Origin of the sequence: Zeaxanthinibacter enoshimensis, assembly GCF_004362865.1 — a bacterium.
Lineage (GTDB): Bacteria > Bacteroidota > Bacteroidia > Flavobacteriales > Flavobacteriaceae > Zeaxanthinibacter > Zeaxanthinibacter enoshimensis.
This window is the reverse complement of the sequence record NZ_SNYI01000003.1, coordinates 437,307-451,483: the sequence shown is the minus strand read 5'-3', so window position 1 is coordinate 451,483 and position 14,177 is coordinate 437,307. Positions and strand designations below refer to the sequence as shown.

Sequence of the window (14,177 nt, the reverse complement as noted above, 5' to 3'; positions counted from 1 at the left end):
AATATATATCGGAAATATGGACGGAACAGCCTGGTTACTATTTATCCTCATCATCCAACTGATCCATTTTGCAGGAACATGGAAATTGTATGTAAAAGCAGGCAGGAAAGCCTGGGAAGCAGCAATTCCTGTATACAACGCTATTGTACTGATGAAGATCATCGGCAGGCCCGGCTGGTGGGTAATTCTCCTTTTTATACCGATTATCAACCTCCTGATGTTTCCTGTTATCTGGGTAGAGACCATCAGAAGTTTTGGCCGTACCAGCCTGCTGGAGACCTGGCTGGTTATCCTTACCCTTGGATTTTACATCTACTACGTGAATTATGCCCTGGATGTAACTTACGTTGAAGACAGGAGCCTTAAACCAAAGACCGCACTCGGGGAATGGGTGAGCTCTATTGTCTTTGCGATCGTAGCTGCAACCCTGGTACATACTTATTTTATTCAACCCTACGTGATCCCAACCGGTTCACTGGAGAAAACTCTGTTAGTAGGAGACTTCCTGTTCGTCAGCAAATTCCATTACGGCGCCCGGATCCCTATGACTACGGTTGCCGCTCCCATGGTACATGACACCTTACCCGTATTGGGTATCCGGTCTTATTTAAAGAAACCGCAGTTACCTTACATGAGGCTTCCCAAGCTGCAGGAGATCAAACGCAATGATATTGTAGTTTTCAGCTGGCCGGCCGATACCGTACGGGTATTCTTTAAAAAAGAGGAAGGGGTGGTAAAACCCATCGACAAAAAGAGTAATTATGTGAAGCGCTGTGTGGGCCTTCCGGGTGATTCCCTGTCCGTAGTTGATGGTTATGTTCATATTGATGGTAAAAGGACCCAGCTACCGGGAAGAGCCAAACCCCAGTACACCTATACCATCTATTCTGACAAGGGCGTCTCGTCCAGGTTACTGGCAGAAGTGGGAATAACTGAGTTTACTCGGAAATACTTATCAGGGCCATTAAACCAGGCCCAGGTTGTGGCTCTCAGCGATTACCTTATCGGAGCCAACCAGACCCAGAACGGGGAGGTAGAACTTTACACCAATCATTACGGGATCCCCGTATCGGTGATACGTAAGGCAAAGCTGAATTTGAGGGAAGTAACAGAGCGCGAACGCAGTGTTACCATGACCGAAAAGGAGGCCGCTGCCCTGGAAACCAATGCAGCGATCGATTCGGTAAAAAGACAATTGGAAGGACCCGGGAAAGCCGGCTATAATATCTTCCCGCAGGACAAGGCCTTTGCATGGAATAATGACAATTTCGGGCCAATCTATATTCCCGAGAAAGGAAAGACAATTAACCTGGACGTAGAGGTATTACCCCTGTACAAGAAGATCATTCGGGATTACGAACACAATACGGTTAGCGTCAATGGCAACCAGGTTTTGATCAATGGGAACCCGACCAATACCTATACTTTTAAACAGGACTATTACTGGATGATGGGAGATAACCGTCACCGCTCTGAAGACAGCAGGACCTGGGGTTATGTGCCAGCAGACCATATCGTAGGGAAACCTGTATTTATATGGATGAGCATCGAAGGCATCAACGAAGGAATCAGCAACTGGAAACCAAGATGGGACCGCTTCTTTACCACTGTAGGAGGAGATGGGGAACCACGCTCCTACTTCCGCTATTTCCTGATCGCTCTAGCGGGCTGGTTTGTGTTCGACTATTTCAGGAAAAGACGGAAAAAGAAACAATAGCCATAAGTTTAAACCCTTGCCTTCCCTGGCTTTAAGAACTGAATAAGCTTATAACTTCTTATCTTCCCTGCGATGAGCCGTATCCTGATGCATCCTACTTACTTCCCTGACATCATAAGTTTTGCGCACCTTGCGCAATACGAGGTGGTATGGGAGGTCCAGGATCATTATCAAAAACAGACCTACAGGAACAGGACCTATATCGCCACCGACCAGGGAAGGCAAATGCTTAACATCCCGATTAAACATGTAGGCGGTTCCCAGGGAAGGCAGGATTACAGAGCTGTTAGGCTGGAGAATTCCTACCCGTGGCAGAGACAGCACTGGCGTGGTCTGCAAACCGCCTATCGCACATCCCCTTTTTTTGAATTCTACGAGGATGACCTGCTACCTTTATTTGAAAAAGACTTCACTTACCTGATGGATCTTAACCTGGAGACCACCAGGGTACTCTGTGATTGTCTGCAGCTCGATTTTCCGGAAGAGAAGACTACCCGCTGGGAAGCGGCTCCGGAAGGTATCATTGACGGCAGGAAGCTGGTGAACGCAAAAGCTGCCTTCCCGGTTGAAATCCCTGAATACCGGCAGGTTTTTATGGAACGCCATGGATTTATACAAAATCTCAGCACGCTGGACCTGCTTTTTAACCTGGGGCCCGAAGCCCCGAGCTACCTGGACGAACTGAAGCTAAGTCATAGAGATGCTTAGATTTTTACTGCATTACGGTATTCATATCCTTGTGCCAATTGGTATAGCCCTGGCATTTTATCCCAGTCAAAGAATCAGGGCAGCCCTTATCCTCCTGGCAGGTTTCCTGCTGGATGTAGATCACCTCTGGGCAGACCCGGTATTTGATCCCGACCGCTGCAGTATTGGGTTCCATGTTCTGCACTCCTATATCGCGATCGCGCTGTATACAGCATTACTTTTCTCAAAAAAATTACGGATAATCGGGCTAGCCTGCCTGGTTCATATGGCAGCCGATGCAGTGGACTGCCTTTTTATTCTGAACGCAGCTTAAAGGAAGCCATTACAGGGAAATGATCGGATAACTTCACATTGAAGTTCTTGTGTGCCCGGACCTCGAAATGCTCGTCTGCCAGGATAAAATCGATACGCAAGGGAAAGTACCGGAAATTATAACTGCGTCCATAGCCGGTACCGGCCTCATCAAAGGTATCGGTCATATCCTTAGCCACGGTCCTGTAGACATTAGAGAATTGGGTGTTATTCAAGTCGCCGCTGATAATTACAGGATAAGACACTTCCCTGCTGTGTGCCTTGAGAAGTTCCGCCTGTTGCTGTTGCTTTGGAAAGGCATCACTTAGCTTACCCAGGGCACGGCCGGAATATTTGTAGGTCAGTAAACGACGGGAAGGGATCACCTGGAACGATTGGAAGTGCATATTATATACCCGGATCGTATCTTTTTTATAAAGTATGTCAGCATAGATTGCATTATTTCCGGTCTCCGGAAAATCCAGTGATCCGGTTTCTACAATCTGGTATTTGGAAAAAATTGCCTGTGCAGATCTGTAAGGCTCTAGGTAGACGTGTTTATAAGGATACTGCCGGAAATTTTCAGTCTGCCTCCTGTCATATTCCTGGAAGCAGACAATATCCGGACCCATGCTATTGACGAAATCTATAATTTCGAGATCTACATTCTCTCGTTTTATCTTCCTGTATCCATTATTGAATCCATGGGCATTAAATGTAAGAATACTGAGATCTTCTTCTGCTATAGGTTTTTCCTTAAACCGGAACTGGAAGAAACTTCCCAATAGAAAATACCCCAGGACCAGGGCAGTAAGGGGCATAATTAAAATGCGTTTCTTCCGCAATAACCATAAGAAGAAAAAAAGCAGGTTTGTCAATACCAGTAAAGGCACCCCGAGACTGACAAAGCCGAAAAAAGACAACAGGCCTCTAACGGGTACATAAGGTGTAAGACAAGACAACAGCAACAAGCTACTGATCACTATAGTGATGATGCGCAACAGCCCATCTGTAAGTTTCCTGACGCCCACAGCCCTAATCCTCTTTACCTGCTTTGAACAGGAAATCCTTTTCAGCTTGGGACAGACTTTCGTAACCCGACTTACTGATCTTATCCAGGATGCCGTCTATTTTACGTTGTGTTGCCTCCTTATCGTACTGTTCCTTTGTGGGTGACTTCTTCCCCGGTTTTCTTCTGTAGACCGTTCGCAGTGGCACTTTCTTCTCACGTTTGCTGAATAGGTTTCCCATACCGTCCAACGTATTTGAAAATCCTTCCCCGATATCTTTCCCATGCAGCAATTGCCGGGCATAGATATACCCCAACAACGCCCCGCCCAGGTGTGCTATATGCCCGCCTGCATTTCCCATAGGGATCTGTACCAGGTCCATCAACACGAAAAACACCCCGATATACCAGAGTTTGACATTAAAAAACAAGAGGCGTACTTCCTGGTTGGGGATATAGGTACAGACAAAGATCAGCACGGCTGTAACCCCTGCAGAGGCACCGATGAGGGATGAATTTATTCCACTGAATACCGGGAATACATTATAACTGAGCAGGAACATCAACCCCCCTGCAATCACCCCGAGGAAATATACATTGGTAAACCTGCGGGGGCCGAATAAGTTCAGGAAGATCCGGGCCGAGAAATACAGCATGATCATATTCCAGAATAAATGCCAGAGACCAGCATGGAAGAAGGAATAGGTGACCAGGGACCAGGGTTGCACTATAAAGTCAAAGAAATCCTTCGGAAGTTCAAACCAGCGCATTATCGCATCGGCCGGCATTCCCATCAGAAAAGTAACCAGGCTGTTTACCAGGAATATAGCAACATTGATCGCGATGAGTTTTTCAGCGATGCTAAGCCTGGCAAATTGATATTTCAGGTTTCCTGCGTCCATTTTAATCCCATCGGTTATTACTGAATTGATTCTTTTTCCAGTACCACATCATCAGGAATCCAAACAGTGCTCCCCCTACGTGCGCAAAATGGGCAATACCGCTTCCGAAAATAGAATAGCCGGTAACCCCTGAAAACAGATCAAGCGCGATCAGTACGGGAATGAAGAATTTGGCCTTGATAGGCACAGGCAGAAAGATAAGGAACAATTCGCTGTTAGGGAAAGACATCCCAAAAGCTACCAGGATTCCGTAGATAGCACCGGAGGCACCAACTGCGGGTGTATTATAAGCACTCAAAAAATTATCTATGGTAGACTGTGAAGCCAGGTTGTACCAATCCGGGCTGTATTTACCCTGGGAAATGATACTCATCACCTGAGACCTGTCTAATCCACTGTTCACCAGGGCTTCCATCCCCTCATTAAAATAATAATAATTAACTCCGGAATGTATCAGTGCCGCACCAAGACCAGCAGAAAAATAGAAGAACAGGAATTTATTTCGCCCCCACATCCTTTCCAAGGGCGTGCCAAACGCCCATAAGGCGTACATGTTAAAAAGAATGTGCGCAAATCCACCATGCATGAACATATGCGAAAGGATCTGCCAGAACTCAAAATTTTCATTTTCCGGGAACCAAAGAGAGAACCATTGGTACATTTGATCCGGGTAAAGAGAAGCCGCTATAAAGAACAGCACATTGATGATCAGTAAATGTTTTATAGCTTCAGTTAATCTACCCATTTATATAAATTTTTTATCAATGTCTGATTCAGTTAAAGTGACATATGTTTTTTTTCCAAACGGACTCAGGGAAGGCTCCTTGCAAGCAAAAAGGTCATCCACCAGTGCCATCTGTGACTCGGTATCCAGTACTTCTCCTGATTTAACGGCCAGGGATTTACACAAAGTCTTGGATAAGACATCGGTTTGCGAAAAGCTTTCACCCTCCTGCTCCGACTGGTAATCCGAGATAAGGTGATCTAACACCATTCCTACCTCGCTGCTGCTGACCATAAGCGGGACTCCTGTCACCTGCAGTTGCTCTTCTTCCATCTCGCCAAAGGCAAAACCAATGGCTACCAGGCTTTCCTTTATCTCCCGGATCATCTGCATCTCAGGCGGACTAAAGTGCAGGACCATCGGGAAAAGCAGTTGCTGGCTTACCGCGTTCTTCACGGTAATACTCTTCAGGAATTTTTCGTACAGAACCCGCTGGTGCGCCCGGCTCTGGTCTATGACCAGCATACCCGATTTAATGGTCGTGACTATATACTTCCTCCGTAACTGGAAACTGCTGCCTCTCTGCTCCTTTTCCCCGTCGGCATCAAAGATTGAACTGGTATAGGAATCAGATTCAACCGTCAGTGAGGAAAAAGTGTTTTCATTGCCCACCTGGGAATCGAGACCCACGTACATACTCTCCCAACTGCTTTCCTGCTTGGAACTAAAACGGCTCGGCGCAGATTTCCTGCTGCTGTCTTCTCTGAAGGGGTTAAATCCTGCATCCACGGTTACCCTGGGCAACTGGGCCCCTTTTTCTTTATAATCATAGGGTGTGTCCAGGTTCTGGTCCCTTTCAAAATCCAGGACGGGGGCAATATTGAATTGTCCCAGGCTGTGCTTTACAGAAGAACGAAGAATTGCATAGAGTGTCTGCTCATCGTCGAACTTGATCTCCGTCTTGGTCGGGTGGATATTGATATCGATAGATCCCGGGTCCACCTTCAGGTACAGGAAGTACCCCGGGTGAACATCAGACCGGATCAGTCCTTCAAAGGCAGCGGATACAGCATGATGTAAATACGGGCTTTTTATAAACCGGTCGTTGACGAAAAAAAACTGCTCTCCCCTGCTCTTTTTCGCAAATTCCGGTTTGCAGATGAAGCCTGAGATCTCCACTACCTGGGTTTCTTCCGATACTGGAACTAATTTTTCGTTAGTCTTCCCACCGAAGAGATGCACTATCCGTTGCCGGTGATTAGTTTCCGGCAGATTATACAATTCATTCCCATCGTGGAAATACTGGAAACCAATCGCCGGGTGGGCGAGGGCAACCCTGTGAAATTCGTCGGTAATATGCCGGAGTTCTACCTGTTTGGATTTTAAGAAATTACGTCGGGCCGGGATATTGAAAAAAAGATTTTTAACTGCAACAGAAGTTCCTACCGGGGTAGTAATAACTTCCTGGTCCGTAACGCGGCTCCCCTGGATGCAAAGCAGGGTGCCGAGTTCATCGGTACCGGGCCGGGTTTTCATTTCCACATGTGCAATGGCAGCGATTGAAGCCAGTGCTTCACCCCTGAACCCTTTTGTGCTAAGGTGAAACAGGTCATCTGCGTTGCGGATCTTTGAGGTAGCATGCCTTTCAAAGCTCAGCCTCGCATCGGTCACGCTCATGCCCATACCGTCATCTACGACCTGGATCAGGGTTTTACCCCCATCCTTGATGATCAGCTGGATATTCTTGGCCCCGGCATCTATGGCGTTCTCCAGCAGTTCTTTTACGACGGAGGCAGGTCGTTGTACGACTTCCCCGGCAGCGATCTGGTTGGCTACGTGATCCGGTAAGAGTTGAATTCTGTCTGGCATTATTGGGTATAGAAAATTGAAAGATCAAAGTCTATGATGTACAGGAAGATCAGGATGAGTATGGTCAGGATGATATAGAATCTCCATTTCAGGTTGCGGTCGCCGGCATTCTTCATATCAGACATAGCCTGGTTCCACCTGCCTCGTATACCTCCAGGTGAATCTACGGTAGTACGGTACTTATCCAGCCGGTGTTCAATTTTGAACGGACTTCCTTCACCCTTGTCGTCAAAGTAGCGTGGTGAGTAATCAAACTTTTTGTTCTTACGTAATTTTGTGAATCTTCCCATGATCTGTCACTTCAAAGTTACTTAAAAACAAAAAGAGTGCCGAAACTTCGCTGCCAAATTTTGTTAACAGCAAAGCCTCGAAAGCCCTTAAAAATCGTAGTTGTGAAAGTATTCGGGCGATCAGTTACCCAGAACAGCCATTTTTAATGCGACAACAGCAGCCTCTGTCCCTTTGTTACCGTGTTTGCCGCCACTCCTGTCTTTTGCCTGCTGCAGGTTATCATCCGTAAGAACACAGAAAATAACAGGGATATTATACTGAATATTAAGGTCTTTAATTCCCTGCGCCACAGCGCTGCAGACATAATCAAAATGCTGGGTTTCTCCTCTTATCACGGAACCGATGGCGATCACCGCATCAGGAGCGTGCTTTTCGATCATGCGTTTACATCCGAAAACCAGTTCAAAACTACCGGGGACATTCCATCGTAAGAAGTTTCCCGGGAGGATCCCTGCGTCCTGCAAAACCTCCTCAGCTCCGCTGAACAGGCTTTCCGTGATCTCGGAGTTCCACTCAGATACCACCACCCCGATCCGGAGGGAGGCAGCATCGGGGAGAGCCGACTTATCGTAATCAGAGAGATTCTTATTTTCAGTGGCCATTAGTTACCACTTTTTGCCATTCCCAGGAAAACGTCGATAGAACCTGCTTCGGCAGAATTAGGATACTCTTCTTTGATACGCTCAAAATATTCAGCCGCTTTGGACTGTTCTCCAAGTTCAAGTGCAGTGATCCCTGCTTTCTGTAAAAATTTAGGAGTAGTATACTGGTTCTCGTTGTGATTAAAAGCCTTTTCATAATACGAAAGCGCTTCCTCAGGCTGATCCAGTTGCATGAATGCATCCCCGATACCCCCTTTGGCCAGTGCACCCAGAATAGCGTCATCAGACGAAAAATCTTCAAGGTAATCTATGGCTTCCTGGTATTTCTGCATGTTCAGGTATGCCATTCCTGCAGAATAATGCGCCAGGTTGGCTGCCTTGGTTCCGCTGTATTCATCAATGATATCAAGGAATCCGTATTTTCCTTCTGCACCATTCAGTGCCAGGAGGTAAAGGCTGTCATTTTCTGTCCCGCTCAGTGCCTGGTCAAAATATTGCTGCGGATAATACATCTCGTTGGCTGCAGTAGCTTCACGCGGAGCCTGAACAAACTGGTTGTAAGCAAGGTATCCCAGTACCGCTATCGCGATGACCCCGATCACCCCCAGGATATAGTTCTGGTTGCGGTAAACCCACTGTTCAGATCTGGAAGCACTTTCATCCAGGGTACTGAAAACCTCGGCGGTAGTACTGTTATCAACTGATTGCTGTTGTTCTTCGGCTTTGTTCTTTGGCTTAAAGCCGCGCTTCTTGTATGTTGCCATGGTTCTTGTTATTGGTCGCGCAAAAATAAAGTTTTTATCAAAACCTCAACCCTATTAATTCGTTATTTTTCGATAATTTGCACCTCCTTTTTAATTAATTTCTCCAAAACACTGCATGTTTTTAAAAAAGATCTCGCTTGTTAATTACAAGAATTTTGACAGCCGGGAATTCGAGTTCGATTCAAAAATAAACGCTTTCGTGGGCGCCAACGGCATTGGAAAGACCAATGTCCTGGACGCGGTATACCACCTTTGTTTCGGTAAGAGTTATTTTAATCCAATCTCCAGCCAGAATATCCGCCACGGGGAGGACTTTTTTATGATAGAAGGGATATTCCAGAAGGAAGAACGGGAAGAACGGATTATATGCAGCCTGAAAAAAGGCAATAAAAAGGTAATTAAACGAAACGGGAAGGCCTATGAGCGGTTCTCTGACCATATAGGTCTGCTTCCTCTGGTTATGATATCCCCTGCAGACAGGGACCTGATCATTGAGGGAAGTGAGACCAGGCGTAAATTCATGGATGGGGTAATCGCCCAATCTGACAAGGATTATCTCCAGGCCCTCATCCATTACAATAAAGTGCTCATGCAGCGCAACTCCCTGTTAAAGTACTTTGCAGCGAACCATCGGTTTGACCCTGCTACCCTCGAGGTTTATAACGAGCAGTTATCGCACTACGGATCAATTATCCACGAGAGAAGGAAAAAGTTCATTGCCGAATTCATAGATACTTTCAGGGAACAGTACCGGGTGATTTCCGGGGGGAACGAAATCGTGGGACTGGAATACGACAGTAAACTTCACGAGGAAGACCTGCAAGTCCTCTTAAAGAATAACCTGGAAAAGGACCGTGCACTACAATACACTAGTGTAGGCACACATAAGGACGACCTGAAGTTTACTATAGCTGAGCATCCCATTAAAAAATTTGGGAGCCAGGGTCAGCAGAAAACTTTCCTGATCGCTTTAAAATTCGCCCAATTTCATTTTATTAAGGCACATGCGGCTACTACCCCGGTGCTCTTGCTGGATGATATCTTTGACAAACTGGATGAAAACCGGGTAAAGCATATTATTGCCCTGGTTGAAGATGATAATTTCGGGCAGATCTTTCTGAGTGACACCCACAGGGATCGCACGGAAGATATCGTTAAATCCATCCATCAATCCTATAAAATATTTACCTTGTAGTATGAAAAAGGCATGGCTCTTAATAGTGATTTTTTCAACTGTTTCCTGTGGGGATACGGTACAAAGCGAAGACCTGGAGTACCTGGATGGCTACTGGGAAATTTCCGAGGTAGAGATGCCGGATGGTCAGACCAGGGAATACAAGGCCAGCACCACGGTGGATTATATTTCACTGGATGGACGTGAGGGCTACCGCAAAAAAGTTCAGCCTTCCCTCAGTGGGACTTACACTACATCGGATGACGCTGTCAGCCTTACCATTACCGAAAAAGAAGGTGTTTTTTACATCAATTACCAGGAAGCCGGAAACAACTGGTCTGAACGTATTACCATACTGCAACCCGGCACCTTAGAAGTGGTAAACGAGGAACAGGTAGTATACCGCTACAAGCGATATGAACCCATTAACATTCAATGACCATGAAGAAAGACAAAGAGAAAGACCAATCCCTGGGGGGCATCTTAAAAGATTTCATCAAGGACAGTCGCCTGGAGGGAGGGATCAACCGGATCAATGCAGAAGACGCCTGGAAAAATACCATGGGTCCGGGGGTGAATAATTATACAACAGGTGTGGTCTTCAGGAATAACACCCTTTTTGTTTCGCTCAGTTCCTCTGTTTTAAGGGAAGAGCTCTCTCTCGGGAAGAGCAAGATCATCAGGATGCTCAATGAAGCTATGGGGCAGGACCTCATCAAGAAATTAGTACTGAGATAAAAAAAACCGGGGTGCATACCCCGGTTGAACTTTATATCGATAAGAACGGTAGCGTCTTAGTAGATTTCCCTCCCGGAAAAGTGGAATGCCCCTTCTATTTGCGCATTCTCGTCACTATCTGATCCGTGCACGGCATTTTCACCAATATCCTTGGCAAATAATTTGCGGATAGTTCCTTCTGCCGCTTCTTTCGGGTTGGTAGCTCCGATAAGTGCCCTGAAATCTTCAACCGCGTTTTCTTTTTCCAGAATAGCAGAAACGATAGGTCCCCTTGTCATGAACTCCACCAGTTCCCCGAAGAATGGTCTTTCCTTGTGAATTGCATAGAACTCCTCGGCATCCCTCTTACTCAGCTGCGTGTACTTCATAGCCACGATCTTAAAACCTGCAGAGGTTATTTTTTCTAAAATTGCTCCTATATGGCCATTCTCAACCGCATCAGGTTTGATCATGGTAAAGGTTCTGTTTCCTGTCATTTTTTAAAATTTTGCGCAAAAATAAGCTTTCTGATCGCAACCCGCAACATTTAGAGGCCAAGGAATTCCCGGAGAGGTCCATAAGGGTTTTCCCTCTTCAAATTAAACCATTCTCCTTCTGCCTTTCGCATTAAATTGTATATTTGGGCGAATGAATCCACACGAGGTAAATACGGTACGGGCCCTGTTGGCAGAGCCTCAGCAGGCCGTAATAATTCCACATAAAAATCCGGACGGTGACGCCATGGGCTCCTGCCTCGGACTATATCATTTTTTAACAAAGCTCGGTCATAATGCAAGGGTGGTAGCCCCTAACGATTATCCCAAATTCCTGAAATGGATGCCCGGGAATAATTCGGTACTCATCTATGAGAAACAGCATACGGAGGCGCAGGCCCTCCTGGATAAGGCTACGCTGGTCTTCACTTTAGATTTCAATGAACTCGGCAGGGTTGGTCCGCAAATGGAAGCAGCACTGAAACAAGTTACCGCGCCTATGGTCATGATAGACCACCACCAGGCCCCGGCTTCCTATGCCAAAGTTACTTATTCGGATACCTCGATGAGCTCTACCTGCGAGATGGTATACAGGTTTATAGAATCAATAGGGTCAACCTCGATCATTGGGGAAGACATTGCCAATTGTTTATATGCCGGGATTGTCACAGACACAGGTTCCTTTAAATTCCCCTCAACCAGCAGTGACACACACAGGATCGCAGCAGAACTGATAGACAAAGGAGCCCGCAACGCTGAGATCCACAATAAAATTTTTGATACCAATACCGCCAACCGGCTTCATCTACTGGGTTGTGCCCTGAAGAATATGGTTATCCGGGAAGAGATGAATACCGCGTATATCACTTTATCCCAGGAAGAATTAGACATGTATCAATATAAAAAGGGAGATACCGAAGGATTTGTGAACTACGGCTTAACCCTTGACGGAATTAAATTTGCAGTGATCTTTATAGAGAACCGGGAAGAAGGTATTATTAAGATTTCGTTCCGCTCTGTCGGAGAGTTTTCGGTTAATGAATTTGCCCGGAACTATTTCAATGGCGGCGGCCATAAAAATGCTGCCGGGGGACGAAGTGAACGATCAATGGAGGAAACTATCACCTACTTTGAATCGCTACTAGAAAAACATAAAATGGAACTGACCTCATGAGAATTTACCTGCTGACAGGACTTGTCCTAATTGCGTTGATCAGTTGCGGGGAACCCGAACCCAGGAAACCTGTAAAAGTGAAATCAGGCAGCTTTATGAAAACCTCGGTGGAGCGGAACAAAGACCTTCTATCCCAGGAGGAAGCCCGGATCAAGGCCATCATAGCCCGTGACAGCCTCCATACTTATTTATCAAGTTCAAGTGGATCATGGTACCGCTACCTGGTCAGGAATGAACAGGATGACTACCTGCCAAAACCGGATGACCTGGTTTACCTTACCTACGACCTGATGACCCTGGACAACGACACTATTTACTCTCATGACGAGGTAGGCACAGTGACCTACAGGGTAGATAAACAGGAACTATTCCCCGGTTTACGCAATAGTGTGAAATTACTGAAAGTAGGGGAAAGCGCAATCTTCCTCTACCCCTCTTCACTGGGGTATGGGTATATGGGGGATAAGAACAAGATTGGCCCTAATGTTCCTCTGAAAGTACAGCTGACCATATTAAAAATCGAAAAACAGAACGACAGTATTTAAACTTTATACAACCCATGAAAAACGCTATTTATTTTTTACTCCTTTTCACTGCTATCCTTACCAGTTGTAAATCCAGCCAGCATGCAGACCTGGGTGATGGCATCTTCGCTGACATAGAAACTTCGGAAGGCGATATCATCATCAGGCTCGAGTACCAAAAAACCCCGGTCACCGTAGCGAACTTTATTACCCTTGCAGAAGGCACCAGTCCCTTTGTGAGTGATGAATACAAGGATAAGAAGTACTACGACGGAGTAACCTTTCACCGGGTGATCAAAGATTTCATGATCCAGGGGGGAGACCCTACCGGGTCCGGTAATGGAAACCCTGGTTATAAATTCAAGAACGAGATACACGACTCTCTGTCGCATAATAAAGCAGGGATTCTATCCATGGCAAATGCAGGTCCCGGAACTAACGGCAGCCAGTTCTTTATCACGCATAAGGAAACTCCCTGGCTGGACGGAAGGCATACTGTTTTCGGGGAAGTTGTGTCAGGGATGAGCGTGGTTGATACCATTGCCCAGGTTAAGACAGGGGAGAAAGACAAGCCGGTCAAGGATGTGGTGATGAACAAAGTAGAAATCATCCGCAATGGGAAAGCAGCCAAAAATTTTGACGCTGTGCAGGTAATGTCCGATTATTTCGCCGAAGAAGAAGCAAAAGTGGCCGCTGCCCAAAAAGTTAAATCAGAGTTTATAGCGACCATTGCAGAGCAAAGGGCTAAAGCTGACTCCCTGCCTTCTGGCCTGAAGATACTGCGACTCGAAGAAGGAACAGGTGAAAAACCGGCCATCGGGAACCAGGTGATGGTAGATTACGCCGGTTGGCTTACAGACGGAACGCTCTTTGACACCAGCGAGGCAGAGATCGCGGAAAAATTTGGGCAATATGATAATCTTTATAAAATGCACCGTGGAAACTTCAGCCCGGTTCCCATGGATTACAGCCCGGATTCCAGGTTGGTGGCTGGGTTTAAGGAAGGTTTGCTCTCTATGAATATAGGCGATAAAGTACGCCTTTTTATACCCCCGCACCTGGGTTATGGTGCCCAGGGAGGAGGTCCTATCCCTCCCAATGCAGAACTGGTATTCGATGTAGAGATCGTCGAGGCCGCGAAATAAAAAATAAAGCCCCCTCTACAGGGGGTTTTTTTATGGCATAAAACAGTAGACTTTTAGTTGGATTCGATCAAA

Annotated in this window: 17 protein-coding genes; 9 read left to right on the top strand and 8 right to left on the bottom strand. The window is 46.3% G+C overall.

The window, feature by feature from the left end:
• The first annotated feature begins 16 nt into the window (after positions 1-16).
• From lepB to CLV82_RS13715, 3 genes are all read left to right on the top strand, one after another.
• Positions 17-1,717 carry a signal peptidase I gene (lepB, locus tag CLV82_RS13725; RefSeq protein WP_133644916.1) on the top strand — a complete coding sequence of 567 codons (1,701 nt, stop codon included), beginning with the start codon at positions 17-19 and terminating at the stop codon, positions 1,715-1,717.
• 72 nt (positions 1,718-1,789) lie between these two features.
• Positions 1,790-2,425 carry a WbqC family protein gene (locus CLV82_RS13720; protein ID WP_133644915.1) on the top strand — a complete coding sequence of 212 codons (636 nt, stop codon included), beginning with the start codon at positions 1,790-1,792 and terminating at the stop codon, positions 2,423-2,425.
• Positions 2,418-2,738: a DUF6122 family protein gene (locus CLV82_RS13715; protein ID WP_133644914.1), complete on the top strand. Its 321-nt coding sequence runs from the start codon at positions 2,418-2,420 to the stop codon at positions 2,736-2,738. The genes CLV82_RS13720 and CLV82_RS13715 overlap by 8 nt, the downstream gene beginning before the upstream one ends.
• Here the strand turns inward: CLV82_RS13715 and CLV82_RS13710 are convergent.
• From CLV82_RS13710 to CLV82_RS13680, 7 genes are all read right to left on the bottom strand, one after another.
• On the bottom strand, positions 2,719-3,747 hold the full coding sequence (locus CLV82_RS13710) for an endonuclease/exonuclease/phosphatase family protein (RefSeq protein ID WP_133644913.1): 1,029 nt from the start codon (positions 3,745-3,747) through the stop codon (positions 2,719-2,721). The genes CLV82_RS13715 and CLV82_RS13710 overlap by 20 nt on opposite strands.
• 4 nt (positions 3,748-3,751) lie before the next feature.
• The gene (locus CLV82_RS13705; protein ID WP_133644912.1) at positions 3,752-4,627 is read right to left on the bottom strand and encodes a rhomboid family protein; all 876 of its coding nucleotides are present in this window, start codon (positions 4,625-4,627) and stop codon (positions 3,752-3,754) included.
• A 1-nt stretch (position 4,628) separates the two neighbouring features.
• Positions 4,629-5,372 carry a rhomboid family intramembrane serine protease gene (locus CLV82_RS13700; RefSeq protein WP_133644911.1) on the bottom strand — a complete coding sequence of 248 codons (744 nt, stop codon included), beginning with the start codon at positions 5,370-5,372 and terminating at the stop codon, positions 4,629-4,631.
• Complete coding sequence (gene mutL / locus CLV82_RS13695; protein ID WP_133644910.1) at positions 5,373-7,220, bottom strand: DNA mismatch repair endonuclease MutL; 1,848 nt, start codon at positions 7,218-7,220, stop codon at positions 5,373-5,375. It lies immediately after the preceding gene.
• On the bottom strand, positions 7,220-7,510 hold the full coding sequence (locus tag CLV82_RS13690; protein WP_133644909.1) for a riboflavin synthase subunit beta: 291 nt from the start codon (positions 7,508-7,510) through the stop codon (positions 7,220-7,222). Before CLV82_RS13690 ends, mutL begins: the two co-directional genes overlap by 1 nt.
• A gap of 120 nt (positions 7,511-7,630) precedes the next feature.
• Entirely contained in the window at positions 7,631-8,113 is a 483-nt protein-coding gene (gene ribH, locus CLV82_RS13685; protein WP_133644908.1) for a 6,7-dimethyl-8-ribityllumazine synthase, read from the bottom strand.
• Positions 8,113-8,877: a tetratricopeptide repeat protein gene (locus tag CLV82_RS13680; protein WP_133644907.1), complete on the bottom strand. Its 765-nt coding sequence runs from the start codon at positions 8,875-8,877 to the stop codon at positions 8,113-8,115. The genes ribH and CLV82_RS13680 overlap by 1 nt, the downstream gene beginning before the upstream one ends.
• Positions 8,878-8,992: 115 nt before the next feature.
• On the opposite strand from CLV82_RS13680, the gene recF reads away from it, so the two are divergent.
• Genes recF through CLV82_RS13665 form a run of 3 tightly spaced genes read left to right on the top strand, consistent with a single transcriptional unit; the run spans position 8,993 to position 10,789 of the window.
• Entirely contained in the window at positions 8,993-10,072 is a 1,080-nt protein-coding gene (gene recF, locus CLV82_RS13675) for a DNA replication/repair protein RecF (protein ID WP_133644906.1), read from the top strand.
• A gap of 1 nt (position 10,073) precedes the next feature.
• Entirely contained in the window at positions 10,074-10,490 is a 417-nt protein-coding gene (locus tag CLV82_RS13670) for a lipocalin family protein (protein WP_133644905.1), read from the top strand.
• A gap of 2 nt (positions 10,491-10,492) precedes the next feature.
• Positions 10,493-10,789, top strand: coding sequence for a DUF721 domain-containing protein (locus CLV82_RS13665; RefSeq protein ID WP_133644904.1), 297 nt, complete (start codon positions 10,493-10,495; stop codon positions 10,787-10,789).
• 56 nt (positions 10,790-10,845) lie between these two features.
• Here the strand turns inward: CLV82_RS13665 and CLV82_RS13660 are convergent, their stop codons facing one another.
• Complete coding sequence (locus tag CLV82_RS13660; RefSeq protein ID WP_133644903.1) at positions 10,846-11,265, bottom strand: nucleoside-diphosphate kinase; 420 nt, start codon at positions 11,263-11,265, stop codon at positions 10,846-10,848.
• A gap of 151 nt (positions 11,266-11,416) precedes the next feature.
• Here CLV82_RS13660 and CLV82_RS13655 point away from each other — a divergent pair, with 151 nt between their 5' ends.
• From CLV82_RS13655 to CLV82_RS13645, 3 genes are read left to right on the top strand one after another with little or no spacing between them, the layout of a single operon-like run.
• A complete protein-coding gene (locus CLV82_RS13655) occupies positions 11,417-12,436 on the top strand; it encodes a DHH family phosphoesterase (RefSeq protein WP_133644902.1) in 1,020 nt (339 codons plus the stop codon).
• Positions 12,433-12,981, top strand: coding sequence for a gliding motility-associated peptidyl-prolyl isomerase GldI (gene gldI / locus CLV82_RS13650; protein ID WP_133644901.1), 549 nt, complete (start codon positions 12,433-12,435; stop codon positions 12,979-12,981). Before CLV82_RS13655 ends, gldI begins: the two co-directional genes overlap by 4 nt.
• A gap of 14 nt (positions 12,982-12,995) precedes the next feature.
• Positions 12,996-14,105 carry a peptidylprolyl isomerase gene (locus CLV82_RS13645; RefSeq protein WP_133644900.1) on the top strand — a complete coding sequence of 370 codons (1,110 nt, stop codon included), beginning with the start codon at positions 12,996-12,998 and terminating at the stop codon, positions 14,103-14,105.
• Positions 14,106-14,177 lie beyond the last annotated feature (72 nt).

What these genes read in the sequence shown, in the direction of transcription:
- lepB (WP_133644916.1), top strand. Translation starts at nt 17, where the DNA reads ATGGACGGAACAGCCTGGTTACTATTTATCCTCATCATCCAACTGATC.
- CLV82_RS13720 (WP_133644915.1), top strand. Translation starts at nt 1,790, where the DNA reads ATGAGCCGTATCCTGATGCATCCTACTTACTTCCCTGACATCATAAGT.
- CLV82_RS13715 (WP_133644914.1), top strand. Translation starts at nt 2,418, where the DNA reads ATGCTTAGATTTTTACTGCATTACGGTATTCATATCCTTGTGCCAATT.
- CLV82_RS13705 (WP_133644912.1), bottom strand. Translation starts at nt 4,627, where the DNA reads ATGGACGCAGGAAACCTGAAATATCAATTTGCCAGGCTTAGCATCGCT.
- CLV82_RS13700 (WP_133644911.1), bottom strand. Translation starts at nt 5,372, where the DNA reads ATGGGTAGATTAACTGAAGCTATAAAACATTTACTGATCATCAATGTG.
- mutL (WP_133644910.1), bottom strand. Translation starts at nt 7,220, where the DNA reads ATGCCAGACAGAATTCAACTCTTACCGGATCACGTAGCCAACCAGATC.
- CLV82_RS13690 (WP_133644909.1), bottom strand. Translation starts at nt 7,510, where the DNA reads ATGGGAAGATTCACAAAATTACGTAAGAACAAAAAGTTTGATTACTCA.
- ribH (WP_133644908.1), bottom strand. Translation starts at nt 8,113, where the DNA reads ATGGCCACTGAAAATAAGAATCTCTCTGATTACGATAAGTCGGCTCTC.
- CLV82_RS13680 (WP_133644907.1), bottom strand. Translation starts at nt 8,877, where the DNA reads ATGGCAACATACAAGAAGCGCGGCTTTAAGCCAAAGAACAAAGCCGAA.
- recF (WP_133644906.1), top strand. Translation starts at nt 8,993, where the DNA reads ATGTTTTTAAAAAAGATCTCGCTTGTTAATTACAAGAATTTTGACAGC.
- CLV82_RS13670 (WP_133644905.1), top strand. Translation starts at nt 10,074, where the DNA reads ATGAAAAAGGCATGGCTCTTAATAGTGATTTTTTCAACTGTTTCCTGT.
- CLV82_RS13665 (WP_133644904.1), top strand. Translation starts at nt 10,493, where the DNA reads ATGAAGAAAGACAAAGAGAAAGACCAATCCCTGGGGGGCATCTTAAAA.
- CLV82_RS13660 (WP_133644903.1), bottom strand. Translation starts at nt 11,265, where the DNA reads ATGACAGGAAACAGAACCTTTACCATGATCAAACCTGATGCGGTTGAG.
- CLV82_RS13655 (WP_133644902.1), top strand. Translation starts at nt 11,417, where the DNA reads ATGAATCCACACGAGGTAAATACGGTACGGGCCCTGTTGGCAGAGCCT.
- gldI (WP_133644901.1), top strand. Translation starts at nt 12,433, where the DNA reads ATGAGAATTTACCTGCTGACAGGACTTGTCCTAATTGCGTTGATCAGT.
- CLV82_RS13645 (WP_133644900.1), top strand. Translation starts at nt 12,996, where the DNA reads ATGAAAAACGCTATTTATTTTTTACTCCTTTTCACTGCTATCCTTACC.